Consider the following 22,757-nt stretch of genomic DNA (forward strand, 5'->3'; position numbering starts at 1 on the left):
TCGGAGCAATGGCGCAAGCGGGAGTCAAAAGCGGAAGAGCGACCGTGGTGACGCCAATACTTGCGCCCGCACCGCCGCATCAGTGATCAGCGTGTCGAGAAATTGCCGGTTCTTCTGGTAGCTCTGCGAAGCCTCGAACTGCGTATGCGGCCAGTCGCTGCCCCACAACAGGCGATCCACGCCGTAGGCGTCGCGCAACAGCGGATAGGCCGCTTTCGCAAAATCTTCGCCGGCCGCGCCGTTGCGATACGGTGCCGAGATCTTGACCCAGACGTTCCTCGCGGCGCCGAGCTTCAGCACCGACTGGAAGCCGGGATCGGCGACACCAAGCTTAGGATCGGGCAGCGCGTAGTGATCGAGCACGACCGTGACGCCATGATCGAGCAGTTGCAGCGCGAGCACGGCGAGATCTGACGCATTGCGCTGGACCTCGACCTGCCAGCCCATGGCTTTCACGTTTGCGAGCAGTGCCTTCCATTCGACGGCGGCGAGATCAGGCAAGGGCTGGCCGACGAGATTGAGACGAATGCCGACCACGCCGGTGCGGTCGAGCGCGCGCAGCTCGTCCGCCGTGACGGTGGGATCGACCACGGCTATGCCGCGCAGGCGCCCGGCCGCCTGCTTCAGGCTCTCGACGAGGCACGAATTGTCGGTGCCGAGAAAGCTCGGCTGCACCAGCACGCCATGCGTCATGCCGTTACGATCGAGCTGCGCCAGATAGAGCGCCAGCGGCGCGTCGTAGTCCGGCGCATAGCGCCGGCCCGGTGCGAGCTTGAGGCCGCGGTGGAAGACATGGGCGTGGGTGTCGATCGTCGGCAAGGCCGGCTCACTCCTGAGTGTGCTCGCAGCCACCGTGGCGAGCGACGCGAGACCCGTGCCGAACTGGCGGCGCGTGAGGCCGCGCTGGGCAAATGTCATGGTAGCTACTCCCCATCCCACATCACGCAGGCGTTGACGCGGCCTGCTCGAACACCTTGCCGCGGGTCTCGGGCAGCAGCAGCACCGCGATCAGCACCAGCGAATAGGCGAAGGCCGCATCGATGCCGATCGCGGGTCCAAGCCCGATGTGATCGCTGAGGAAGCCGACCAGAAAGGGGAATGCCGCGGAGACGACGCGCCCGAAATTGTAGCAGAACCCGACGCCGGTGCCGCGCACGCCGGCGGGATAGAGTTCGCTGAACAGCGCCGCCATGCTGGCCGGGATGCCGGCCGAGAAGAAGCCGAGCGGAAAGCCCAGCACCAGCATCTGCCCATTCGTCAGCGGCGCGAAAATGTAGATCAGCACTGTGATGATGCAGGCGCTGGCGAAGAAGGCGACGTTGGCCCGGCGGCCGATCCGGTCGCTGATGATGCCGCTCGCGACGCAGCCGCAGAAGAAGGCGGCGATGATGACGGCGAGATAGCCGCTGGAGCCCAGCACCGAGAGGTGCCGCACTTCGCGCAAGTAAGTCGGCAGAAAGGTGGTGAGTGCGGCGTAGCCGCCATGAGCGCCGATACCGAACAGGCCGCCGATCAGCGTCGAGCGCAGCACGTTGCGATGGAAGATGCCGGACAGAGTGGCGAAGAACGGCGTCTTCTCTGCGGCCAGAGATCGCGGCGGCTCCTTCAGGCCGCGGCGGATGAAGATGATGAGGAGCGCCGGCAACAGCCCGAGTGCGAACAAGAGCCGCCAGGCGATATCGGCCGGCGCATAGGTGAAGACCACTGCCGAGAGCAGCACGGCGGCGCCCCACCCGACGGCCCAGGCGCTCTGCACCGAGCCGAGCGCCTTGCCGCGATGCTCGGGGCGGATGATCTCGGCCATCAGCACCGCGCCGCAGGCCCATTCGGCGCCGAAGCCGAGGCCCTGGATCGCCTTGAGGATCAGGAGCTGGGTGTAGGTCATCGCGAAGGCGCAGGCGAAAGTCGCGAGCGCAAAGGTCGCGACCGTGATCTGCAGCGCCTTGACGCGGCCGAAGCGGTCGCCGAGCGCGCCGCCGATCCAGCCGCCAAATGCGCCGAAGAACAACGTGATCGAACCGAGCAGGCCGGCATCGGCCTTGCTGATGCCGAAGGCCGCGATCAGCGCGGGGATGGCGAGGCCGAACATCTGGACGTCGAGCGCATCCAGCGCCCAGCCGCCAAAGCTTGCCCAGAACGTGCGCCGCTCCAGCGGCGAGCTTTCGCTGTACCAGTTCGACATGTTTTCTCCCTGTACTCGTTATTGCTTGATGTCGTCGAAAAAGCCGCGTCAGCGGATCTCGGCGTGGTAGCGGAAGCGGTCAGCCGGTCCGCGCGAGCGGCGCCATTCGATCGGCCGCCGCTCGAGGTCGAGCGCGAGGCGCTCGATCACGATCAGCGGCGCGCCGGTCTCGAGCCTGAGCAGGCGCGCCTGCATCTCATTTGCAGTCTCGACCGTCAGGATTTCCTCGGCGGAAACCACCATCTCGCCGCAGCGCTCCTCGTAGAGCGGATACAGCAAGTCGCCGAATTCGGCGGTGTCGATCTCGAGGATCTTCGCGAAGCGCGACTGCTGCAGCCAAATCTCTTCGGCGAGCAGCGGCACGTCGTCGATCAGGCGCAGGCGCGATAGGCTGATCACGGGCTCGCCGACGGGAATGCGCAGCGCGGAGGCGACGGCCGAATTCGCCGGCACGCTTTTGCGGCGGATGATGCGGCTCTTCGGCACACGCCGCTCGCCGCTCTCGGACTGGAAGCGGAAGAAGCGGAACAGCGAGGAGTTGAAGCGCGCGCGGCGCACGAAGGTGCCGCGGCCCTGCTGACGCTCCAACACGGCATCGCTGACGAGCTGGTCGATCGCCTTGCGCACGGTGCCGATGGCGACGCCGTAATGCGCACCGAGCTCGGCCTCCGACGGGATCGGCTCTCCCGGCCGCCACTCATTGCGGTTGATCCGCGCGGCGAGATCGTCGCGCAGGCGCTGGTAGCGTGGAAGGCGGTCGTCGTGCGGAGCTGCATTCATATAGTCATATAGATGACTATATGAAATCGGAGTCAAGCGCTACGATAATACCACGCACGGCGAGAGGGCGGAAAAGCGGGTGTCGGGCTGGCAGACCTGCCGGCCCGACGCCGCTCGGAGCGTCAGTTCGCTGCCTTGGGCATGCAGGGCGGCCGCTTGTAAGGCGCCGACGCAAACGCCCCTGCCGCTGGCGCTCTCACGCAATCCGCAGTTGCCGGGGGCTGGGCGTGGCGCGGGACCGCGTCGCGGGCGGCGGCGGCCTGCATCTGGCAGGCGGCCGCAGCGATGAGGATGGCTGAGACAAGGGTCAATCGAGACATGGATCTTCTCCGCATGGCAAACGGAAGCCAAGAGCTTTCGACTTCCTGAGTGCGAGAGCGCAAAACGAGGCGGGATATTTCATCACGCGCGTTCAACGAAATGCGAGCAGTCTACCCCAGTTGAAACACCGGCACCGGCTGCTCGTAGCCGCGCACCTCGACTTCGCCGAGCGCGACGGCATCCTTGCCGTCATCGCCGAGCGCCTCGCGCACAGATGCAGAGATCAACAGCTGCGAGCCGAACTCCTTGTTCAGCGCCTCCAACCGCGAGGCGAAATTCACGGTATCGCCGATAACGGTGTATTCCTTGCGCCGGGGCGAGCCGATATTGCCGGCGACGACCTCGCCGAAATGGATGCCGATGCCGATCCGCAGCGGCCAGTTCGTCTCGGCGTTGATGCGGTCCATCGCGGTCAGCATCTCGCGGCCGGCCGCGACCGCGCGATGCGCGGCATCCGAGGCCTCCAGCGGCGCGCCGAACAGGGCGAGAAAACCGTCACCGAGAAACTTGTTCACGATGCCGCCTTCGCGGTCGAGGATATCGACCAGCACGGCGAAGGCGCCGTCGAGGCGGTCGACCACCTCCTGCGGCGTGCGCGACTGCGCCCCGGCGGTGAAGCCGCGGAAATCGACGAACATCACGGCAACGCGGCGAATGTCGCCGCCGGCGCTGGTGCCCTCCGCCATCAATCGTTCCACGACCTGCGGCGAAACGTGCTGGCCGAACAGGTTGGTGACCCGGTCGCGCGCGGTTGCCGCCGCAATGCTCGCTGCAAATTGGCGGCGAAGCTGCGCGCCGACCGTCCCCGCGAGCACGCCGCAGACCAAGATGATGAGGCTGCGCACTGCGTGGAAATAGGCCTGCGGCTCGCCGATACCGCTCGAGGGATCGTAGATCAACGCAACCGTCAGCAGTTGAGCGGCGGCGACGAGGCCGGTGAACGTGGAGAGCCAGAAGTCGAGCCGCAGGGTCGAGAGGATGACGAAGATGAAGTAGATCAGCGGCACGGCGAAGCCGAGCGCCGCGCTGGCGCCCATGGTGTGGATCTGGAGGAGAAGGATGAGCGTCGGCAGCGACGTCTCGATCAGCGCACCGACATAGCGCCTGACAACCGGGACGTCGCGATTGAGCCGGAGGTTGCGACGGATCTGGGCGTGGATCCAGACCTCCAGCAGGATGAAACCGGCCAGCAGGCCGTATTCGCCGACGAGCCCATTCGTTCCGTGCCAGACCCGGTTCACGACGGCAGGATCCACCAGGTAGATCGCGGTGAGGAGGACCATCATGACGCAGCCCGTCGTGATCAGCGTCCGCACCCGCAACAGTTCGGTACGGAGCACCTCCCGCGTGAGCTCGCGCTCGAAATCTTCCGAGAGCCCGGCGTGCTGCCGCGCCTTCCTGCTCGCGAACTTGGCCATTCCACCCCCTGGTCATTCCGGGGCGCGACGCAGTCGCGATCCCGGAAATCTCGAGATTCCGGGTCCACGCTACGCGTGCCCCGGAATGACTCTCAAGAGTTAGTTTGCCTCAATCTAGCGTGCGGCGGAAGCGCGTCACGGCGATGACCATGGCGAGCAGCATCAGGGCCGCCAGCGCCAGGGCGTCGAACCGCAGATTCTGCATGGTCGCGCCCTTCAACATGATCGCCCGGACGATGCGCAGATAATGCGTCAGCGGCAGGCCTTCGCCGAGATATTGCGCCCAGGCCGGCATGCCTGCGAATGGGAACATGAAGCCGGACAGCAGAATGCTCGGCAGGAAGAACATCATCGACATCTGCATGGCCTGGAGCTGGTTCTGCACCACGGTCGAGATCGTGTAGCCGATCGCGAGATTGGTGGTGATGAACAGTGTCGAGAGCAGCGCCAGCAGGACGAGATTGCCGAGCACCGGCACGCCGAACAGGAACACGCCGATGCCGATGATGAGGAAGGCCTGGACGAAGCCGACCAGCACGTAAGGGATGATCTTGCCGAACATCACCTCCACCGGCTTGATCGGCATCGACAACAGGCTCTCCATGGTGCCGCGCTCGACCTCGCGCGTGACCGACAGCGCGGTGAAGATCAGCATGGTCATGGTGAGGATGGTGCCGACCAAGCCCGGCACGATGTTGAGGCTGGAGGCCGCCGCCGGATTATAGCGGGCATGCGCCCGGATCTCGAACGGCATCTCCGGAGGATCGCCGATATAGAGATCGTGTGCGAGTGCAGTCTGCACCACCATGCCGAGCGAGCCGAGCGCCGAGCTGGCCGCCACCGGGTCGGTCGCGTCGGCGGCGACCAGCAGGGCCGGCTTGTCGCCGCGCCGTACCGCCCGCTCGAAGCCGCGCGGGATCTCGACCCCGAACAGCACCTTGCCGGATTTCAGCAGATTGTCGAAATCGTCGACGTCGTGCACCTCGTAGATGAAGCGGAAATAGGCGGTGTTCTCCAGCGCCTTCAGGATCGAGCGGGCGAGATCGGAATCCTCCTGGAGCAGCACGGCGCTCGGCAGATTGCGCGGCGTGGTGTTGATGGCGTAGCCGAACAGCAGAAGCTGCATGACCGGCAGCATCACGATCATCGCGAACGAGACGCGGTCGCGCCTCAGCTGGATGAACTCCTTGATCAGCATCGCATAGGAGCGCTTCCAGAAACCGAAGCGCTCGCGGATTTCGTGCCGTGGTGCGGCTTGGTCGACAGCGCTCATTGGAAATTGTCCTTGGAGCGGCTCATCAGCTCGATGAAGACGTCTTCGAGCGAGGGCGAGGATTTATGCCAGTGCAAGCCGCTCTTCTCGCGCCAGGGCGCGATGCTGGCTTCAAGTGCGGCGACGTCGCGGCCCGAGACGTGCAGCGAGGTTCCGAACGGCGCCACCATATCGATGCCGGGCTTGCCGGTGAGCTCGGCCGCGAGGCCGTTCAGGTCCTCGCCCGTGACGGTGTAGGTCGAGAGCGCGGATCCCGCGATCACCTCCTCGACCGTGCCGTGGGTCAGCAAATGGCCATAGGCGATATAGGCGATCTCGTGGCAGCGCTCAGCTTCGTCCATGTAGTGGGTCGAGACCAGCACGGTCAGCCCTTCAGCTGCGAGCGCGTGGATCTCGTTCCAGAAATCGCGCCGGGCCTTGGGATCGACGCCGGCGGTCGGCTCGTCCAGCAGCAGCAGCTTTGGACTGGGCAGCGTGCACGCACCCAGCGCCAGCCGCTGCTTCCAGCCGCCGGAGAGCTCGCCAGCGAGCTGCTCCTCGCGCCCCGACAGCCCGAGCCGCGTGATCATGTCGCGCGCGGCGTCGCGCGCATCGGCAAGACCATAGAGCCGCGCGACGAATTCGAGGTTCTCGCGCACCGAGAGGTCCTGATACAGGCTGAAGCGCTGGGTCATGTAGCCGACCTGGCGCTTGATCTTCTCAGCGTCCTTAAGGATGTCGTAGCCGAGGCAGGTGCCCTGGCCGCTGTCGGGCGTCAGCAGACCGCAAAGGATGCGGATGGTCGTGGTCTTGCCCGACCCGTTCGGCCCGAGGAAGCCGTAGATCGAGCCGCGCTTCACCTGCATCGACAGATCGTGCACGACCTCGCGCCCGCCGAACGATTTGGTCAGGCCCTTGACGTCGATTGCGATGTCGCTGCGGTCGTTCATCGCTTGTCCGCCACCGGCGTCTTGGGGTTGAGATAGACGTTGATCGGCTGCCCGACGCGCAAGGCGTCGGGACGCGAGGGCCGCGCCTGGATCAGATAGACCAGCTTATTGCGCTCCTCGAGGCTGTAGATGACGGGCGGCGTGTACTCCGCCGAAGTCGCGATGAAATAGATCTTCGCGGTAAGGTCCGCGGCGCAATTGTCGCAGGCGATGCGCACCGTGTCGCCGATCGCAAGCTTCGGCAGCTCGGTCTCCGGCACGAAGAAGCGCAGCTTCATGTTGCCGGGTGGCATGATCGACAGCACCGGCCGCTGTGCCGCTACCATCTCGCCCTCGCGGAAGTAGATCTGCTGGATGGTGCCGGCGACCGGCGCAAAGCCCTTGCGCCGCGCCATGCGCGTCTCCGACGTCGCCACCCGCGCCTCGGCAACGCGCAAGGCCGACACAGCCGAATCGAGATTGGCTTGCGTGCCCGATCCGGTCTTGCTCAGCGAGGCCGCGCGATCATAGGTCTGCTGCGCATTCGCCAGCGTCGCCTTGTTCTGGTTGAGGTCGGCGAGCTGGAGATCATCGTCGACTGAATAGAGGTGGTCGCCGACCTTGACCTCGTCGCCCTCGCGCACGTTCAGCTTCGTGACCCGGCCCGCTTCATCCGGGCTGACGAAGATCATGTCGGCCTCGACCCAGCCCTGGAAACCGGGGTCGCGCTTCTCGTTGCAGCCGGCAAGCCCGGTTGCGAGCACGAGGGTCAATGCAAACGTCAAAAATACCCGCGACGACCTCATGTCGTCCTCCGTTCGCCAAAAATCAAATCGAGATGGACGCGCAGCATGTCCTGCGCATCAAGGGGCGCGTGCCGCGCAAACAGGCTCTGCCAGATCACCGCGATCATCGCGGGCGCGACCAGGATCTGCGGATAGCGCGCAAGATCCTTCTCCTGGATCTCGCCGCGGGCGATGCCAAGCTCGATCAGGGTGCGCATCGTGGCGATGCCGCGCGAGACGACCTCGCGGTAGTAGAAGTCGGCGACGGAAGGAAAGCGCGGCCCCTCCGCCACGATCAAGCGCACCAGATCGCCGCGCCTGGTGCCGATCACTTCTTTCAGGAAATTGCGGGCGAAGGCCTCGACGAGATCGCGCACCGAGCCCGCCGGCGGCGGCAACTCCGTCAGCCGCGCCACCACGGGCACGATGACGATGCGCACCAGCTCCTCGAACATCGATTCCTTGTCCTTGAAGTGCAGGTAGATCGTGCCCTTGGCGACACCGGCGCGCTTGGCGATGTCGTCGAGCCGCGTCGCGGCGAACCCGCGCGCGATGAACTCCTCCATTGCGGCCTCCACGATCGCCGCACGCCGCTCGGCCGCGCGTGTGGCACGGTTCGAGGCAGGCCCCTCCTCGCTCGCTGCGGGGACGTTCGCGTTGGCGCGAGTTGCGGACGATGTGGTGGCTTTGATCGACTTCTTTGGCATCCTCAATATATGACTGACTAGTCAGTCATAGTCAAGTGACGCTTCGGTCCTGTTCGTCCGACGAATTAGTATTGACTAATGCATTAGCATTCCCTAATTTAACTCACATGATTGAGCCCGCCCCAAACCCCGTCACCACCGTGATGCGCGCCCTCGCCGATCCGACCCGCCGCGCCGTGTTCGAACGTGTGTTCGAGAGCAAGGAGATCAGTGTTGCCGAGCTGACCCGCGGCAGCGGAGTCACCCAAGGGGCCATCTCGCAGCACCTGAAATCGTTGAAACAGGCCGGCCTCGTCGCCGAGCGCGCCGAGGGCCGTAACGTCTATTACCGCGCCGCGCCGCAAGGCCTCGCGCCGCTGGTCACCTGGATGGACCATTACGGCGTGTTCTGGCGCGAGCGTTTCCAGAACCTGCGTGACCTCTTGAAGGAGATCGACCCGTGAGTGCAGCCGCATCGCAAGCCGAAACCAAGGACATCGTCATCGACGAGGTGCTCCCTCATGCGCCGGAGACGGTCTGGAAGGTGCTGACCAATGCACAGCTGATCGCGCGCTGGCTGATGCAGCCGACCGGCTTCGAAGCGGTCGAAGGCAAGACCTTTACATTCCAGACCACGCCGGGCGGCCATTGGGATGGCGTCATCCATTGCCGGGTTCTCGAAGTCGTGGCTTTCAGCCGCCTCGTCTATGCCTGGAAGGGCGGCGACGAGCGCAACACCGGCTACGGCGCGCCGCTCGACACGGTCGTGACCTGGTCCCTCACCCCGGTCGAGGCCGGCACGCGGATCCGGCTCGTTCATGCCGGTTTCGTCCTGCCGAGGAACGAGTCGGCCTACAATGTCATGAGCGGCGGCTGGAAGAAGGTCGTTCGCCAGCTCGACGACATCTGCGGCGAGAAGTGAGGAGTTATCGCGATGACCAATCCCTTTACCGGCGGCTGCGCCTGCGGAGCCATCCGCTATTCGATTGTCGGTGAGCCGCTGTTCAGCAACCACTGCCAGTGCCGGGACTGCCAGCGCGAAAGCGGCAGCGGCCACGGCTCGTACGCGACTTTCGCGCGCGCCGGCGTCACGCTGACCGGCGAAGCGAAGCACTGGGACATGGTCGGCGACAGCGGCAATGTGAAGACGCGCGGCTTCTGCGTCCGCTGCGGCTTGCCCGTCTACATGACCTTCGCAGCGATGCCCGACATCTTCACCATCCGCGCCGCGAGCCTCGACGAGCCCGCCCGCTACAAGCCGCAAGCCGTGACTTACGCCGCACGCGGTCATGATTGGGATCGCCTCGATCCTGACCTGCCGACATTCGCGGGCATGCCGCCGGGCTGAGCCGCCAGATTCTTGTCTTGGCGCCTTTCCTTTACGCGAACCGGTATCCACTTCGCTCGAAAACGCTTTAGGCAAAATCCAGCACCATGCGGCCCTCGATCTTGCCGGCCTTCATCCGGTCGAAGACGTCATTGATTTGCGCAAGGGGCACCTTCGTCACCTCGGCCTTGACCTTGCCGTCGGCGGCGAAGGCGATGGCTTCGTCGAGATCACGCCTCGTGCCGACGATGGAGCCGCGCACCGTGATGCGCTTGAGCACGACGTCGAAGATCGGCGTCGGGAATTCGCCCGGTGGCAGGCCGACGAGGCTGACGGTACCCTTGCGGCGCACCATCTTCAGCGCCTGCGCGAACGCGGCGGTCGACACCGCGGTCACCAGCACGCCGTGGGCCCCGCCTCCGGTTGCCGTCAGAACCTTGTCCACCGCATCGGCTGCAAGCGCGTTGACCGCGAGGTCGGCGCCCGTCTCGCGTGCGAGCGCAAGCTTGTCCTCGGCGACGTCGATGGCGGCGATCTTGAACCCCATCGCCTTGGCGTACTGAACCGCGACATGACCAAGCCCGCCGACGCCTGAGATCGCGACCCACTCGCCGGGCCGGGCGTCGGTCTCCTTCAGTCCCTTGTAGGTGGTGACGCCGGCGCACAGGATCGGCGCGATGGCGGCGAAATCGATCGTCACCGGCAGCTTGGCGGCGAAGGCGGCCGAGGCGATGACATATTCGGCGAAGCCGCCGTTCACGCTGTAGCCGGTGTTGTGCTGGTGCTCGCACAGCGTCTCCCAGCCGGTCTGGCAATATTCGCAAGCCATGCACGCATCGTGCAGCCAGGCGACACCGACGGCATCGCCGACCCTCAGACTCTTCACGCCGGGCCCGAGCGCGGCGATGATGCCGGCAGCCTCATGGCCGGGAATGAAGGGCGGCACCGGCTTCACCGGCCAGTCGCCGTGGGCGGCGTGCAGGTCGGTGTGGCAGACGCCGCACGCTTTGACCTTGACCAGGACCTCGCCCGGACCGGGCTGCGGCACCGGCACATCCTCGATCACCAGCGGCTTGCCGAATTGTTTGACGATGGCGGCTTTCATGGTCGGCATGAGTCTGCTCCATTGCAAGAATTGGAGCAGACTAGCGATGCCGTGCGGTGCGCCCTTGATTGGGGTCAAACGGCGCAACTTTATGCGCCGCAGACATATGATGACAGGGGCGTGATGACGTAGGCTAGTTGACGTCACGTCAGCTATGAAACTTCAAACCATCGACGATCTTGTCGATCACCTTGCGCTCGGCGCGCATCGCGATTCCGACGAGATTGAGATCGGTGCGCGCCACCGCCCGCACCGCCTCGCGATTGGCGGCATCATGCGTGGTCTTGAACATGTCCTCAGTATAGACGGCCGGCTTCACGTTGCGCGTGAGCGCACGATCGAGCGCCCGCGACAGCGCTGGGCCGTCGGCGCCGTAGATCAGGATCGGCTGGCCGATCAGCGAAAGATATTTTGTGCTTGAGGCGTCCTCATAGGGCTCGCCGATGCATTCGGGAAATGCGGCAGCGATGCCGCTGGTGAGAAAGGACGCGACGTTGAGCTTCTGCCAGGCCTGAAGATCGGTGCGGATTACGACGGCGATCTTGGTCTCGAATTGCATGCATGTCTCCACAAATTGTCATTCCGGGATGCGCCGTCAGGCGCAGACCCGGAATCTGGAGATTATTGCACGAATTCCGGGTTCGTCACTGCGCGACGCCCCGGAATGACGGCGGAGAAGTTCACCCCTTGGCGTCGCAGGCCCAGGCGCGGATCACGCATTCCTTGCCGCCATATTTGTAGCATTCGCGCGTAGCTGCATTGAGCGAGGCGGAGATCTTCGGCTTGACCGCATAGCCATAGGCGCCGCAGGGATTGGCGAGATCGACCGACATCGCCGCGCAAGCGCGCTTCATCGTGACCGTCGTGCATTCGCCCTTGCACTGCTTCTGCGCCGCGGCGCGCGCCTCGTGCTCGGCGCCGTAGTCATAGGCCTGGCCGTAGGCGCCGCACTTGCCGACCGCAATGGCGCCAGCCGCGTGCGCATCCGTAATGTGGCGAGCGCCAGCGACACAAACCGACAGCGCAAAGAAAAACATCGCGCAACGGCGCGCGATGACGTTTGAAGTCATGGAAAGCCCCTCCCCCCAAGGCAGGTGGAGGGAACTCTAAGCGGCGGTCGTTTCCACTTGGTGAACGGAGGATTGAAATCGATGATCTGTAATGTGTCACCATGCAAACTGTGCCGTAAGGTGGGCAAAGCGAAGCGTGCCCACCAATTCCGCGACATCGCGTAGAGAGATGGTGGGCACGGCGCTGCGCGCCTTTGCCCACCCTACGGCACTACGGCAGCGTCATCCGCGGCGTGCCGCTTCCAGCGCCTGCGGGGTGTCGATGTCGAGGAAGGCGCTCTCGCCATCAACGGGCACTTCGGCAACTGCCTCGGTATGCTTGGCGATCAGATGCCGCGCGCCGACATCGCCGTCGAGCGTCATCAATTCCTTGAAGAAGCGGCGCGACCACAGCACGGGATTGCCGCGGCGGCCCTCGCTCACGGGTACGACGATCAGATTGCCGCGATCCGGCGCAAAGCCATCGATGAGGCGGTCGATCAGGCCGGCATCGATCAGCGGCATGTCGCCGAGACAGACGATCGCGCCGTCGCAGGTCTCCGGCACTGCGGCGATGCCCGCCTTGACCGAGCTTGCGATGCCACCGGCGAAATCCGGGTTCTTGACGAAGCGCACCTTCAGGCCTGCGAGCGCCTGCTCGACCAGCTCGGCCTGGTGGCCGGTGACGACGATCACCTCGGAGGCCTTGGAGGCGAGCGCTTGCTCGGTCGCGATCCGTACCAGCTTCTTGCCGTCGAGTTCGGCGAGCAGCTTGTTGGGCCCACCCATACGGGTCGAGCGGCCCGCCGCGAGCACGATCGCCGCGACCTGGCTGTTGCCCTCGGTTTCGGGCTTGGCGCGCGGCTGCGGCCGCGTCACGATCTCCATCAAGAGGCCGCCGACGCCCATGCCCATCAGCTCGGAGCGGGTCACCTTGATGCCGGCAAGGAGCCGCATCAAGACCCAGTCAAACCCGTTCTCGACCGGCGAGCGCGCGCAGCCCGGCGCGCCCAGCACCGGCACGCCACCGGCACGCGCGATCAGTAGGAGATTGCCGGGATCGACCGGCATGCCGAAATGTTCGATCTCGCCGCCGATCCCGGTGACGGCGGCGGGGATCACGTCGCGGCGGTCGGCGATCGCGGACGCGCCAAAGACGATGACAAGCTCGGCCCCTAAGCCGAGCAATTCCGTGATGGCCGCCGACAGCGCACGTTCGTCGTGCTGCACCCGCCGCTCGGCGATGATGCTGGCGCCGGCCGGCGCGAGCCGCTCGGCGGTGACGCGCAGGGTCTTGTCGACGACCTTCGAAGAGAGGCCGGGCAGCAGCGTCGAGACCACGCCGACACGCTTGATGACGTAAGGTGCGACCTTCAGCACGTCCTTGCCGGCGGCCTTCACCGCGGCATCGCGCAAGGTCCCTTCGACGCCGAACGGGATGATCTTGACGGTGCCGACCATCTCGCCTTCGACCACCGGCTTGTAGGCGGTGAGCGTGGCGAAGGTGATGGCCTCGTCGATATTGTTGATGCGGTCGACCGCGGCGCGGTCGATCACCAGCACGCCGGGCCGGGCCGCGAACAGATTGGCGCGGCCGGTGAAGGCGCGTTCGACATGGATGCCCTCGCCGCCGACGGCAAGGGCGATGCTGGCGGCCGCGACGTCCTCGGAGACATCGCCGTCCTCCATGCGCACCACGACGATGTCCTTGATGCCGGCGCGCTCCAGCGCCTCGACCTCGGCAGGCCCGATCGTCGTGCCCTTCTTCAGCACCAGCGGTCCCTGGCGCAGGGTGTGGACGGTCACCCCGCCGATCGCATCCTTGGGGCTCGCCGGTCCGAACTTCATGCCGCTTCTTCTTTTTCTTTGGGTGGCAGGCGGAGCACCGCCGTGATCTCGGCCATGATCGCTACCGCGATCTCGGACGGCGAGACCGCGCCGATCGCAAGACCAATCGGCGCGTGGATGCGCGCGATGTCGCTCTCTTTGGCGCCCTGTGCCCGCAGCCTGTCGCCGCGCTTGGCGTGCGTCTTCCGCGAGCCGAGCGCACCGATATAGAAGCAGTTGCGCTCGAAGGCGTGCAGCAGCGCGGGATCGTCGATCTTGGGATCGTGCGTCACCGCGACGAAGGCCGTGTAGGCATCGACATTGAGCGGCGGCAGCGCCGTATCCGGCCATTCGGCAACGAGCGGAATGTCCGGGAAACGCTCGGGGCTCGCAAAGGCCGTGCGCGGATCGACGACGGTGACGTCATAGCCGAGCGAGCGTGCCAGCGGCGCCAGCGCCTGGCTGATATGGACCGCGCCGACGATGACGAGCTTTGCGGTCGGCGCGTAGACGTTGAGGAAGAGCTTCTTGCCGCCGGCCTCGACAATGGCGCTCTTGCCCATGCGAAGCTGCTTTTCCAGCTCAGCGCGCAGCGGGTCCTTGGCGAAATCGGCTGATTTCACCAGGCGCTGCTCGCCGCTCTCGGTGTCCGTCACCAGAATGACCGGCCGGCGCGCGGCGCGTTCGGCATTGAGTTCGTGCAGGATCGCGAGCTTCACGGCTAGCCGACCTTCTCGACGAAGACGCGAATGGTGCCGCCGCAGGACAGACCGACATTCCAGGCGGTCTCGTCGGCGACGCCGAATTCCAGCATCTTGGGCTTGCCGCTCTCGATCACGTCCATGGCCTCGGTCACCACGGCACCCTCGACGCAGCCGCCGGAGACCGACCCCAAGAACGTGCCCTCATCGTTGATGACGAGGCTCGAGCCCGCCGGGCGCGGCGCCGAGCCCCAGGTCTCCACAACCGTCGCCAGCGCGACGCCACGGCCAGCCTTCTGCCAGTCCTCCGCCGCCTTCAGAATATCCTCGTCGCGATCGAGCATGGGTTGCCTCTCAAGCTGCGGAGCGGATCAGGCTGCGGTGATGCGGCGGCAGCGGCTGGGAGAGCGTCGTGATCAGCTCCTGGATCGAACTCAAATTATGTACCGGGCGGAATTCGTCAACGTGCGGGAGCATCATTTTGATGCCGTGGGCCTTGGCCTCGAAGCCGCCGAAGCGCAATAGGGGATTGAGCCAGATCAGGCGGCGGCAGGAGCGGTGCAGCCGGTCCATCTCAAAGGCCAGCCTGGAATCGGCCTCCCGCTCCAGGCCGTCCGAGATCAGGAGCACGATGGCGCCCTGGCTCAGCACCCGCCGCGCCCACAATTTGTTGAAGTTGTGCAGCGAAGCCGAGATCCGCGTGCCCCCGGCCCAGTCCTCGACCGAGGCCGAGCAGCTCGCCAGCGCCTCGTCCGGGTCGCGCTGGCGCAGTGCCCGTGTGACGTTGGTGAGACGGGTGCCGAACAGAAACACCGACACGCGCTTGCGGGCGTCGGTGATGGCATGGAGGAAGTGCAGGAACAGGCGGGTGTACTCGCTCATCGAGCCCGAGATGTCGAGCAGCGCGACGATCGGCGCCGGCTTCTCGATCCGCCCGAGGCGATGGATGTCGATGATGTCGCCGCCAGTGCGCAGCGACGCGCGCAGCGTGCGGCGCAGGTCCAGGCGCAGCCCGCGCGGATCGCGCTGGTGCCGGCGCGTCAGGAGCTCGGCCTGCGGCAGGTGCATCCGTTCGATCGCCCGCAAGGCCTCGCTGATCTCCGCCGCGCTCATCTGCGCGAAATCCTTCTTCTGCAGGATCTCCTTGTCGGAGACCGACAGGCGCAAATCCTGCTCCTGGTGCTGCGGCGTCTCGGTCATGCGCGGCTGCGACATCGCCTCCTGCACGCGGCGGGCGCCGGCCTGCGGCTTCTTCTTGGCCTGCTCCGGCAGCGGCACCGAATCCAGCATGTGCTTCCACTCCTCCGAGGCGCGGAAGAACAGGTTGAAGGCGTGCCTGAAAATCAGCGCATGCTCGTGGCGCTTGACGAAGATCGCCTCCAGCGTGGTGAAGACGTCGGCGCGGTTGCCGATCTCGATCACCTGCAGCGCGCTCATGGCATCGATGACCGCGCCTGGGCCCACCGGCATGCCGGCAGCGCGCAGCGCGCGGGCGAAGCCGACGATGTTGTCGGCGAACAGCTCGGTTTGCTCCGGGGCAAGGTGGTTGATGGCCATGGTCTATCCTCGCTCCGTCATTCCGGGGCGTCGCGAAGCGACGAACTATGGTGCGCAATTGCGCACTTGAGAATCTCGAGGTTCCGGGTTCGATGCTGCGCATCGCCCCGGAACGACGACGATCAATTCTCGCTCGTCGCTTCCTTCAGCACCTTCTGCAAGGCATCGCCCTGCATCCGGGTAATATCGTCCTGGTACTTGAGCAGCGCGCCCAGCGTGTCGCCAACCACTTGCGGGGTCAGCGAGCGGGCATCGAGCTCCGACAGCGCAGTGGCCCAGTCGATGGTCTCGGCGACACCCGGCGACTTGTAGAAATCCTGGTCGCGCAGCGCCTGTACGAAGCGCACGACCTGCTGCGAGAGTTTTGCCGAGATGCCGGGCACGCGCGTCTTGACGATCGCGAGCTCGCGCTCGGCTGCGGGATAATCGACCCAATGATAGAGGCAGCGCCGCTTCAACGCGTCGTGGATCTCGCGGGTACGGTTGGAGGTGATGATGACGATCGGCGGATGCGGCGCCTTCACGGTGCCGAATTCGGGGATGGTTACCTGGAAGTCACTGAGGATCTCGAGCAGGTACGCCTCGAACGCCTCGTCGGCGCGGTCGAGCTCGTCGATCAACAGCACCGGCGGGCCGGCGACGTCGGGCTCCAGCGCCTGGAGCAGCGGCCGCTTGATCATGTAGCGGTCGGCGAAGATGTCACTCGAGAGCTGATCGCGATCGGTATCGCCGGCGGCTTCCGCCATCCGGATCGCGATCATCTGCGCGGCGCTGTTCCACTCATAGACCGCGGAAGAGACGTCGAGGCCCTCATAGCACTGCAGGCGGATCAGCTTCCGACCCAAGGCCATCGAGAGCACCTTCGCGATCTCGGTCTTGCCGACGCCGGCTTCGCCTTCCAGGAACAGCGGCCGGCCCATGCGCAGCGACAGATAGGTCACCGTCGCCAGCGACCGCTCGGCGAGATAGCCGCGCGAGGTCAGAAGTTCGAGCATCGCATCGACCGATGCCGGCAAAGCACCGGAAGAATTGGCCGCTGAATTCATGAAAAAGCCAGTCTCGCTACGCCCCCACCAGGGACAAGTTTGGCCGAGGCGTGAGGTTCACTCACGCCTTGGCGTTGGCGGCGTCGAGGGCACGCCGCGTCAGCACCCCGATCAGATGCGCGCGATATTCGGCGCTGCCGTGGATGTCGCTGTTGAGGCCGTCGGCCGGCACCTCGATGCCTTCGATCGCCTTCGACGCGAAGCGCTTCTTCAGGGCTTCCTCGAACGCGGTGACGCGGAACACGCCTTCGGAGCCGGCGCCGGTGACCGCGACCCGCACATCCGACGGGCGCCGTGCCACGAACACGCCGACCAGCGCATAGCGCGAGGCCTGGTTGCGGAATTTGACGTAGGCCGCCTTCTTCGGCAGCGGGAACATCACCTTGGTGATGATCTCGTCGGCCTCGAGCGCGGTCGAGAACAGGCCCTGGAAATATTCTTCCGCCTTGAGGCGGCGCTTGTTGGTGACGATGGTCGCCCCGAGCGCGAGCACCGCGGCTGGATAATCGGCGGTTGGATCATTATTGGCGAGCGAGCCGCCGATCGTGCCGCGGTGGCGCACGGCGGGATCGCCGATTCCGCCGGCAAGGCTTGCCAGCGCCGGGATGGCCTCACCGACGATGGCGGAGGTCGCGACCTCCGCGTGCTTGGCGGTGGCACCGATCACCAGCGAGCGGCCTTTCATCTCGATCGTGTTGAGCCCCTCGATATGGGAGAGGTCGACCAGATGCGGAGGGCTGGCGAGACGCTGCTTCATGACGGGAATCAGCGTGTGGCCGCCGGCGATCACCTTGGCGTCCTCGTTCTTCACCAGGAGGTTGGCGGCCTGCCGCACGGTCCCGGGGCGGTGATATTTGAATTCGTACATCTGAATGTCCTGATCGCGGGATGCGCGGGTTAGGCGAGATCTGATTTCGCCATCGCCTTGGCGCCGGCGGAGATCGAGGCGACGATGTTCTGGTAGCCGGTGCAGCGGCAGAGATTGCCTTCTAGTTCTTCCCGGATCGTGTGGTCGTCGAGTTCATGGCCCTTGCGATGGACGATGTCGATCGCGGTCATGATCATGCCGGGCGTGCAGAAGCCGCACTGCAGGCCATGGTGCTCGCGGAAGGCCTCCTGCATCGGATGCAGCGGCGCGCCGTCGGCAGCCAGTCCCTCGATCGTCTTGACCTCATGGCCGTCGGCCATCACGGCAAGCGTGGTGCAGGACTTCACGGCCTTGCCGTCGAGATGCACGACGCAGGCGCCGCACTGCGAGGTGTCGCAGCCGACATGGGTGCCGGTCAGCCGGAGATTCTCGCGCAGGAACTGCACGAGGAGCGTGCGGGGATCGACATTGGCCGTTACAGGATTGCCGTTCACGATGAGGGAGATTTTTGCCATAAGCACTCTCTATCAGCACCCCGACGGGTCCCGTCGAAGCGTTCTTATAATTATTCCAACCCATCATATGGGCCATTGTCCCCTGGGGCAACATCACCCCGGACGCAAGCCGCCATGCCGAAAGGCGATAGGTTTCAGCCCTGTACCGCCTTGGCGAAGTTCGCGAAAAACTCGTCGGCCAGTTTCTTGGCGGTGCCGTTGATGAGGCGCTGGCCGAGCTGCGCCAGCTTGCCGCCGATCTGCGCCTCGACATCGTAGGAGAGCAGCGTCCCGCCGTCCTTCTCCGCGAGCTTGACCGCGGCGCCGCCCTTGGCGAATCCGGCCACGCCGCCCTCGCCTTCACCTGATATCTTGTAGCCGTTCGGCGGGTCGAGATCGCTCAGCATGACCTTGCCCTTGAAGCGCGCCGACACCGGCCCGACCTTCATTTTTGCCGTTGCACGGAAGCCGCCGTCCTCGGTCTTCTCCAGCTCCTCGCAGCCGGGGATGCAGGCCTTGAGCACCTCGGGATCGTTGAGCTTCTCCCAGACGGCCTCGCGTGGCGCTGCAAGCTGGACTTCGCCGTTCATCGTCATGGCCATGGGGCGCCTCCCGGGATATCAGACTTGGATCGGATCAGAATAATATTGCTCAAGTAACGCACGGAGGCCGCAAAGGAAAGGGCGGTGCCCGGTCACGTGCAATGCATATTCGCAACTGCAAAAGACTTGCGTCGATGGTTTGGGATTGGCACAGGCGGGTCATTGGTGGTTAGGTCCCGCATAATATGAGCACATCCCTCTCCCCCCTGCTCGCGCCGATGCTGTCGAGCCCGGCCATGCGCATGGTCTGCGACGACCGGTCGACCCTCCAGAACATGCTCGATTTCGAGGCAGCCCTGGCACGCGCAGAGGCCGCGACAGGCGTGATTCCCGCATCCGCCGTCAGCGCGATCGAAGCCGCCTGCAAGGCCGATGCCTTCGACATGGCCGCGCTGGCGGAGGCCGCGACGCGGTCCGGCAATCTCGCGATTCCCCTCGTCAAGGTGCTGACCGCCAACGTCGCCAAGGCCGACGCAGAGGCCGCCCGCTACGTCCATTGGGGCGCGACCAGCCAGGACGTCATCGACACCGCGACCATGCTCAGCTTGCGCGCCGGCGTCGACGCGCTGGACGCCGACCTCAGCCGCGCCATCAAGGACTTTGCTGCGCTCGCGCGCAAGCACCGCGACACCGCGATGGTGGCACGGACGTGGCTGCAGCACGCCCTGCCCATGCCGTTCGGCCTGAAGGCCGCGGAATACGCATCAAGCCTTGCCCGCGCGCGCTGCCGCTTGCGGCGGCTCGCCCGCGAGGGCCTCGCGCTACAATTCGGCGGTGCCGCCGGCACGCTCGCGGCGCTCGGCGACAAGGGACTCGTCGTTGCGGAGCGATTGGCTCAGGAGCTGAACCTGCCGCTACCGGAAGCGCCCTGGCACACCCATCGCGACCGCATCGCCGAGGCGGCTTCGAGCTTTGCGATTCTCGCCGGCAGCTGCGGCAAGATCGCCCGCGACGTCTCGCTGATGATGCAGACCGATGTCGGCGAAGCGTTTGAGCCGGCCGGCGAAGGCCGCGGCGGCTCCTCGACCATGCCGCACAAGCGCAACCCGGTCGCCTCCGCCAGCGCGCTCGGCGCCGCTATCATGGCGCCGCAACTCGCCGCGACGATGTTTGCCGCGCAGGTGCAGGACCATGAGCGCAGCGCCGGCCCCTGGCACGCGGAATGGCCGACGCTGCCGCAATTGATGCTGGTCGCCTCGGGCGCGCTTGCCGCGATCGTGGACATCGCCGAAGGCCTCGACGTCGATGCCGCGCGGATGCGCAGCAACCTCGATGCCACACACGGACTGATCATGGCGGAAGCGGTCACCTTTGCGCTCGCCGAAAAGATCGGCAAGAGCGATGCGCATCATCTGATCGAGGCCGCGAGCAAGCGCGCGGTTGCCGAGAAGAAGCATCTGAGCGAGGTGCTGTCGGCAGATTCTCAGGTCACGGCGCACCTTGCGCCGGAAAAAATTGCGGCATTGTTCGAGCCGATGGCCTATCAGGGAGCTTCGCAAGCCCTGATCGACCGCCTGCTCGATTCATTGGATATCTCCTGATGTCCTTGCCGGGCTTGACCCGGCAATCCATCATCGGAGAAACATGCATTCGAGATGGATCCGCGCGTCAACCCCGCGCATGACGAGGAAAATATCATGCCCATGATCGATGCCGACGGTTGCCTGATCAACGTCTCCGTCGAGGGCCGCGACGGCGGGCCGACCCTGATGCTCTCCAATTCGCTAGGCTGCACGCTGCAGATGTGGGAGCCGCAGATGAAGGCGTTGACGCAGGTGTTCCGCGTCATCCGTTACGATCGCCGCGGCCACGGCAAGTCCAACGTTCCGCCCGGCCCCTACACGATGGAGCGCTTCGGCCGCGACGTGCTCGCGATCCTCGACGACCTCAATATCGAGAAGGTGCATTGGTGCGGCCTGTCGATGGGCGGCATGGTCGGACAATGGCTGGGCGCGAATGCGCCGGAGCGTTTCGGCAAGCTGATCCTCGCCAACACCTCCTGCTACTATGCCGAGCCGACCAAATGGCTGGAGCGCATCGACGCCGTGAAGAAAGGCGGCATCGCAGCGGTGGCCGATGCCGTGCTCGCGGGCTGGCTGACGGCGGATTTCCGCGAGCGCGAGCCTGAGATCACCGCAAGAATGAGGTCGATGCTACTTGCCTCTCCCGTGGAGGGCTACCTCGCCTGCTGCGAGGCGCTGTCGACGCTCGACCAGCGCGCGCTGCTGCCGAAGATCAAGAGCCCGACGCTTGTGATCGCCGGCCGCCACGACATGGCAACGCCAATCTCGGCGGGCGAATTGATCCGCTCCAACATTCGCGGCGCTAGCATGACCATCATCGACGCCGCGCACATTTCCAATGTCGAGCAGCCGCACGCGTTCACCGAGGCGGTGGTCGGCTTTCTGACACAGCACTAGCTACCCCGTCATTCCGGGGCGCCTCGAAGAGGCGAACCCGGAATCTCGAGATTCTCAGGTGCGCAATTGCGCACCATAGTTCGATGCTTCGCATCGCCCCGGAATGACTGCCTGGAGGAAACATTATGGACGACCAGAAGCGCCGCGATGCCGGCATGAATGTGCGCCGCAAGGTGCTGGGCGATGCCTGGGTCGACAAGTCGATCGCGAACCGCAATGCGTTCAACACCGACTTCCAGGACCTGATCACGCGATACGCGTGGGGCGAGATCTGGACCCGGCCGCATTTCGACGAGCGCACGCGACGCGTGCTCGTGATCGGCACCATGGTCGCGCTCGGGCAATGGGACGAATTCCGCCTGCACGTGCGCGCGGCGCTGGCCGAGGGCGGCTTCACACCCGACGACATCAAGGAAATCCTGTTGCAGCAGGCGATCTATTGTGGCGTGCCGGCGGCGAACCACGCCGTCAAGGAGGCTTCAGCGATTGTGCAGGAGCTCGGCCTGCTCAAGAGCTAACGGCGCTGGGGCCTCCACGGCCTTCTGGACCATCTTGGGCGCTGCCGCCGGCTTCTCGATCACCACCACGATCGCGGCGCCGAGCAGGAGCAGGAGCTCGGTGGCGTGCAGCCGCAGCGCGGCCATTTCGCCGACCTTGGAGGCCATCACCATGCTCGCGAACGAGATCAGACTGCCGATTGCAAGCGCGATGCCCAGCGCTTCGTCGCCGCTGCCGCTCTTGCGGGTGCGCGGAATGCACAGCAGCACGAGATAGATCGCGAAGAACGCCACCACGGTCGCCCGGCCGAGCGCCAGCAGCCAGGCCGCGCGCACCGTTTCCATCCCCGCCATCAGGAGATGGTCGCTGAGGAACAGGGCCACCGCGACGCTCGGCCGCTCGTAAAGGCCGTGCACCGGCGAGATCATGATGTTGAAGGCAACGAGGGCCCAGGCCGGGATGAAATAGGCCGCCAGCAGCGCGCCGTTGACCGAGCCGATCCGCCAATTCCTGAACATGCCGCTTCCCGCTTCGCCTGCCACGCGCCTTCGTTGGGAAGGCTTTGCCGGGAGCTAACTCGCATCAGACTGTGGCGGCAATTTAAACCCTTTGTTTACCTTAACCGGCCCGGCGCATCGCCCGCCGGAGAAAAAAAGGCCCCGCCTTTCGGCGGGACCCCCTTTACTCCCCTTCACTCCTGGACTCCCTTGGTGGACTCCCTTGGGCTCCCAAAACTTATTCCTGACTACGCTGGCCACTCTGCTGGCCGGGGCGGTCGCCCTGGCGCATCGGATCCTGCTGCTGCTGTCCGGGTTTCTGGCCGCCGCCCTGCTGCTGTTGCGGGGTGCGCTGGCCGGGATTCTGACTCTGCTGGCCCGGATTCTGGTTCTGCTGCTTCGTCATTCGGGGA

Annotated in this window: 27 protein-coding genes; 6 read left to right on the forward strand and 21 right to left on the reverse strand. The window is 65.3% G+C overall.

Features of this window, described 5'->3' with window-relative positions; translation table 11 throughout:
- Positions 1-24: 24 nt before the first annotated feature.
- From AC5V87_RS26230 to AC5V87_RS26265, 8 genes are all read right to left on the reverse strand, one after another.
- Entirely contained in the window at positions 25-918 is an 894-nt protein-coding gene (locus AC5V87_RS26230; RefSeq protein WP_495368150.1) for an amidohydrolase family protein, read from the reverse strand.
- A gap of 22 nt (positions 919-940) precedes the next feature.
- A complete protein-coding gene (locus tag AC5V87_RS26235) occupies positions 941-2,182 on the reverse strand; it encodes an MFS transporter (protein ID WP_495368151.1) in 1,242 nt (413 codons plus the stop codon).
- A gap of 48 nt (positions 2,183-2,230) precedes the next feature.
- Positions 2,231-2,962, reverse strand: a complete 732-nt coding sequence (locus tag AC5V87_RS26240; protein ID WP_456837698.1) for a GntR family transcriptional regulator — start codon at positions 2,960-2,962, stop codon at positions 2,231-2,233.
- 431 nt (positions 2,963-3,393) lie between these two features.
- Positions 3,394-4,701: an adenylate/guanylate cyclase domain-containing protein gene (locus tag AC5V87_RS26245; RefSeq protein ID WP_456837697.1), complete on the reverse strand. Its 1,308-nt coding sequence runs from the start codon at positions 4,699-4,701 to the stop codon at positions 3,394-3,396.
- Between the two features lie 109 nt (positions 4,702-4,810).
- The gene (locus tag AC5V87_RS26250; protein ID WP_456837696.1) at positions 4,811-5,974 is read right to left on the reverse strand and encodes an ABC transporter permease; all 1,164 of its coding nucleotides are present in this window, start codon (positions 5,972-5,974) and stop codon (positions 4,811-4,813) included.
- Positions 5,971-6,903 (reverse strand): ABC transporter ATP-binding protein, encoded by a 933-nt coding sequence (locus AC5V87_RS26255; RefSeq protein ID WP_495368152.1) that lies wholly within the window; start codon positions 6,901-6,903, stop codon positions 5,971-5,973. Before AC5V87_RS26255 ends, AC5V87_RS26250 begins: the two co-directional genes overlap by 4 nt.
- Positions 6,900-7,688 carry an HlyD family secretion protein gene (locus tag AC5V87_RS26260; protein WP_456837694.1) on the reverse strand — a complete coding sequence of 263 codons (789 nt, stop codon included), beginning with the start codon at positions 7,686-7,688 and terminating at the stop codon, positions 6,900-6,902. The genes AC5V87_RS26255 and AC5V87_RS26260 overlap by 4 nt, the downstream gene beginning before the upstream one ends.
- The gene (locus tag AC5V87_RS26265; RefSeq protein WP_456837693.1) at positions 7,685-8,374 is read right to left on the reverse strand and encodes a TetR/AcrR family transcriptional regulator; all 690 of its coding nucleotides are present in this window, start codon (positions 8,372-8,374) and stop codon (positions 7,685-7,687) included. The genes AC5V87_RS26260 and AC5V87_RS26265 overlap by 4 nt, the downstream gene beginning before the upstream one ends.
- Before the next feature lie 107 nt (positions 8,375-8,481).
- On the opposite strand from AC5V87_RS26265, the gene AC5V87_RS26270 reads away from it, so the two are divergent.
- The 3 genes from AC5V87_RS26270 to AC5V87_RS26280 are packed head-to-tail and all read left to right on the forward strand — an operon-like array spanning position 8,482 to position 9,701.
- The gene (locus tag AC5V87_RS26270) at positions 8,482-8,817 is read left to right on the forward strand and encodes an ArsR/SmtB family transcription factor (protein WP_027560176.1); all 336 of its coding nucleotides are present in this window, start codon (positions 8,482-8,484) and stop codon (positions 8,815-8,817) included.
- Positions 8,814-9,275: an SRPBCC family protein gene (locus AC5V87_RS26275; protein ID WP_456837692.1), complete on the forward strand. Its 462-nt coding sequence runs from the start codon at positions 8,814-8,816 to the stop codon at positions 9,273-9,275. The genes AC5V87_RS26270 and AC5V87_RS26275 overlap by 4 nt, the downstream gene beginning before the upstream one ends.
- A 12-nt stretch (positions 9,276-9,287) precedes the next feature.
- Complete coding sequence (locus tag AC5V87_RS26280; RefSeq protein ID WP_495368153.1) at positions 9,288-9,701, forward strand: GFA family protein; 414 nt, start codon at positions 9,288-9,290, stop codon at positions 9,699-9,701.
- A 67-nt stretch (positions 9,702-9,768) separates the two neighbouring features.
- On the opposite strand, the gene adhP is transcribed toward AC5V87_RS26280, so the two are convergent.
- From adhP to AC5V87_RS26335, 11 genes are all read right to left on the reverse strand, one after another.
- Entirely contained in the window at positions 9,769-10,794 is a 1,026-nt protein-coding gene (adhP, locus tag AC5V87_RS26285; protein WP_495368154.1) for an alcohol dehydrogenase AdhP, read from the reverse strand.
- Between the two features lie 139 nt (positions 10,795-10,933).
- Positions 10,934-11,344: a DUF2000 family protein gene (locus tag AC5V87_RS26290; RefSeq protein ID WP_456837690.1), complete on the reverse strand. Its 411-nt coding sequence runs from the start codon at positions 11,342-11,344 to the stop codon at positions 10,934-10,936.
- Between the two features lie 121 nt (positions 11,345-11,465).
- Entirely contained in the window at positions 11,466-11,855 is a 390-nt protein-coding gene (locus AC5V87_RS26295) for a DUF4189 domain-containing protein (RefSeq protein ID WP_456837689.1), read from the reverse strand.
- A 222-nt stretch (positions 11,856-12,077) separates the two neighbouring features.
- Positions 12,078-13,682, reverse strand: coding sequence for an NTP transferase domain-containing protein (locus tag AC5V87_RS26300; protein ID WP_456837688.1), 1,605 nt, complete (start codon positions 13,680-13,682; stop codon positions 12,078-12,080).
- Entirely contained in the window at positions 13,679-14,380 is a 702-nt protein-coding gene (locus tag AC5V87_RS26305) for an XdhC family protein (protein ID WP_456837687.1), read from the reverse strand. Before AC5V87_RS26305 ends, AC5V87_RS26300 begins: the two co-directional genes overlap by 4 nt.
- Positions 14,381-14,382: 2 nt before the next feature.
- Entirely contained in the window at positions 14,383-14,706 is a 324-nt protein-coding gene (locus AC5V87_RS26310) for an XdhC family protein (protein ID WP_008564652.1), read from the reverse strand.
- A gap of 10 nt (positions 14,707-14,716) precedes the next feature.
- On the reverse strand, positions 14,717-15,919 hold the full coding sequence (locus tag AC5V87_RS26315; protein ID WP_495368155.1) for a vWA domain-containing protein: 1,203 nt from the start codon (positions 15,917-15,919) through the stop codon (positions 14,717-14,719).
- A gap of 122 nt (positions 15,920-16,041) precedes the next feature.
- Positions 16,042-16,965 carry an AAA family ATPase gene (locus tag AC5V87_RS26320; RefSeq protein WP_495368156.1) on the reverse strand — a complete coding sequence of 308 codons (924 nt, stop codon included), beginning with the start codon at positions 16,963-16,965 and terminating at the stop codon, positions 16,042-16,044.
- A 61-nt stretch (positions 16,966-17,026) separates the two neighbouring features.
- Complete coding sequence (locus AC5V87_RS26325) at positions 17,027-17,833, reverse strand: FAD binding domain-containing protein (protein WP_495368157.1); 807 nt, start codon at positions 17,831-17,833, stop codon at positions 17,027-17,029.
- A 29-nt stretch (positions 17,834-17,862) separates the two neighbouring features.
- Positions 17,863-18,348: a (2Fe-2S)-binding protein gene (locus AC5V87_RS26330; RefSeq protein WP_014494194.1), complete on the reverse strand. Its 486-nt coding sequence runs from the start codon at positions 18,346-18,348 to the stop codon at positions 17,863-17,865.
- A gap of 134 nt (positions 18,349-18,482) precedes the next feature.
- Complete coding sequence (locus AC5V87_RS26335; protein ID WP_027560188.1) at positions 18,483-18,929, reverse strand: SRPBCC family protein; 447 nt, start codon at positions 18,927-18,929, stop codon at positions 18,483-18,485.
- A 185-nt stretch (positions 18,930-19,114) separates the two neighbouring features.
- Between AC5V87_RS26335 and AC5V87_RS26340 the strand changes: the two genes are divergently transcribed.
- The 3 genes from AC5V87_RS26340 to pcaC all read left to right on the forward strand — a co-directional run bounded on the left by AC5V87_RS26340 (position 19,115) and on the right by pcaC (position 21,867).
- Positions 19,115-20,470, forward strand: coding sequence for a 3-carboxy-cis,cis-muconate cycloisomerase (locus AC5V87_RS26340; protein ID WP_495368158.1), 1,356 nt, complete (start codon positions 19,115-19,117; stop codon positions 20,468-20,470).
- 96 nt (positions 20,471-20,566) lie between these two features.
- The gene (gene pcaD / locus AC5V87_RS26345; RefSeq protein WP_495368159.1) at positions 20,567-21,349 is read left to right on the forward strand and encodes a 3-oxoadipate enol-lactonase; all 783 of its coding nucleotides are present in this window, start codon (positions 20,567-20,569) and stop codon (positions 21,347-21,349) included.
- 125 nt (positions 21,350-21,474) lie between these two features.
- On the forward strand, positions 21,475-21,867 hold the full coding sequence (pcaC, locus tag AC5V87_RS26350; RefSeq protein WP_456745766.1) for a 4-carboxymuconolactone decarboxylase: 393 nt from the start codon (positions 21,475-21,477) through the stop codon (positions 21,865-21,867).
- Here the strand turns inward: pcaC and AC5V87_RS26355 are convergent.
- Together AC5V87_RS26355 and AC5V87_RS26360 are read right to left on the reverse strand one after the other, a co-directional pair.
- Positions 21,829-22,365, reverse strand: a complete 537-nt coding sequence (locus AC5V87_RS26355) for a hypothetical protein (RefSeq protein ID WP_495368160.1) — start codon at positions 22,363-22,365, stop codon at positions 21,829-21,831. The two genes, pcaC and AC5V87_RS26355, sit on opposite strands and share 39 nt — an antisense overlap.
- A gap of 217 nt (positions 22,366-22,582) precedes the next feature.
- Positions 22,583-22,750 carry a hypothetical protein gene (locus AC5V87_RS26360; protein ID WP_456837678.1) on the reverse strand — a complete coding sequence of 56 codons (168 nt, stop codon included), beginning with the start codon at positions 22,748-22,750 and terminating at the stop codon, positions 22,583-22,585.
- Between the last annotated feature and the right edge of the window lie 7 nt (positions 22,751-22,757).

This window comes from Bradyrhizobium sp. SOJA106 (assembly GCF_059448745.1).